1 rRNA gene is annotated in these 1,567 nt (G+C 55.5%); it reads left to right on the top strand.

The features are described from left to right. Window positions 1-44 precede the first annotated feature (44 nt). Window positions 45-1,560: ribosomal RNA gene (locus tag ACYVDE_RS22310) — 16S ribosomal RNA — on the top strand. Window positions 1,561-1,567: the final 7 nt, after the last annotated feature.

Raw genomic sequence — 1,567 nt, 5'->3', positions numbered from 1 at the left:
GCACTCGACATCAGCCACGGTTCGCCGTGGTGTAGAGAAATTTTACAATGGAGAGTTTGATCCTGGCTCAGGATGAACGCTAGCGGCAGGCCTAATACATGCAAGTCGAACGGTCTTTAGCAATAGAGATAGTGGCGCACGGGTGCGTAACGCGTAGCCAACCTGCCCATCACTGGGGGATAGCCCGCCGAAAGGCGGATTAATACCGCATACCACTTGTCAACGGCATCGTTGAGTAGTGAAAGATTTATTGGTGATGGATGGGGCTGCGTGCCATTAGCTAGTTGGTAAGGTAACGGCTTACCAAGGCGACGATGGCTAGGGGAGCTGAGAGGCTGGTCCCCCACACGGGCACTGAGATACGGGCCCGACTCCTACGGGAGGCAGCAGTAGGGAATATTGGGCAATGGAAGAGATTCTGACCCAGCCATGCCGCGTGCAGGATGAAGGCTTTCTGAGTCGTAAACTGCTTTTGCCAGGGAAGAATAAGGCCCATGCGTGGGTCGACGACGGTACCTGGTGAATAAGCACCGGCTAACTCCGTGCCAGCAGCCGCGGTAATACGGAGGGTGCGAGCGTTGTCCGGATTTATTGGGTTTAAAGGGTGCGTAGGCGGCCGATTAAGTCTGGGGTGAAAGCCCGTTGCTCAACAACGGAACTGCCCTGGAAACTGGTTGGCTTGAGTACAGACGAGGGTGGCGGAATGGATGCTGTAGCGGTGAAATGCATAGATAGCATCCAGAACCCCGATTGCGAAGGCAGCTGCCTAGACTGTAACTGACGCTGAGGCACGAAAGCGTGGGGAGCGAACAGGATTAGATACCCTGGTAGTCCACGCCGTAAACGATGGATACTCGCTGGTGGCGATAGATGGTCACTGGCTTAGCGAAAGCGTTAAGTATCCCACCTGGGGAGTACGCCCGCAAGGGTGAAACTCAAAGGAATTGACGGGGGCCCGCACAAGTGGTGGAGCATGTGGTTTAATTCGATGATACGCGAGGAACCTTACCTAGGCTAGAATGCGCGTGACCGACTCAGAGATGAGTCTTTCCTTCGGGACACAAAGCAAGGTGCTGCATGGCCGTCGTCAGCTCGTGCCGTGAGGTGTTGGGTTAAGTCCCGCAACGAGCGCAACCCCTATGTTTAGTTGCCAGCATGTAATGATGGGGACTCTAGACAGACTGCCTGCGCAAGCAGTGAGGAAGGCGGGGACGACGTCAGGTCATCATGGCCCTTACGCCTAGGGCTACACACGTGCTACAATGGACGGTACAGCGGGTTGCCAACCAGCGATGGTGCGCCAATCCCGAAAAGCCGTTCTCAGTTCGGATCGGAGTCTGCAACTCGACTCCGTGAAGCTGGAATCACTAGTAATCGCGTATCAGCAATGACGCGGTGAATACGTTCCCGGGCCTTGTACACACCGCCCGTCAAGCCATGAAAGTCTGGTAGACCTGAAGCCGGTGCTCCGCAACGAAGCCGGTTAGGGTAGAACAGGTAATTAGGGCTAAGTCGTAACAAGGTAGCCGTACCGGAAGGTGCGGCTGGATCACCTCCTTTCTGGAGC

The sequence above is a fragment of the Hymenobacter agri genome, assembly GCF_054778495.1.
The sequence above is the reverse complement of the archived record's forward strand: the minus strand, read 5'-3'. Positions and strand labels throughout refer to the sequence as shown.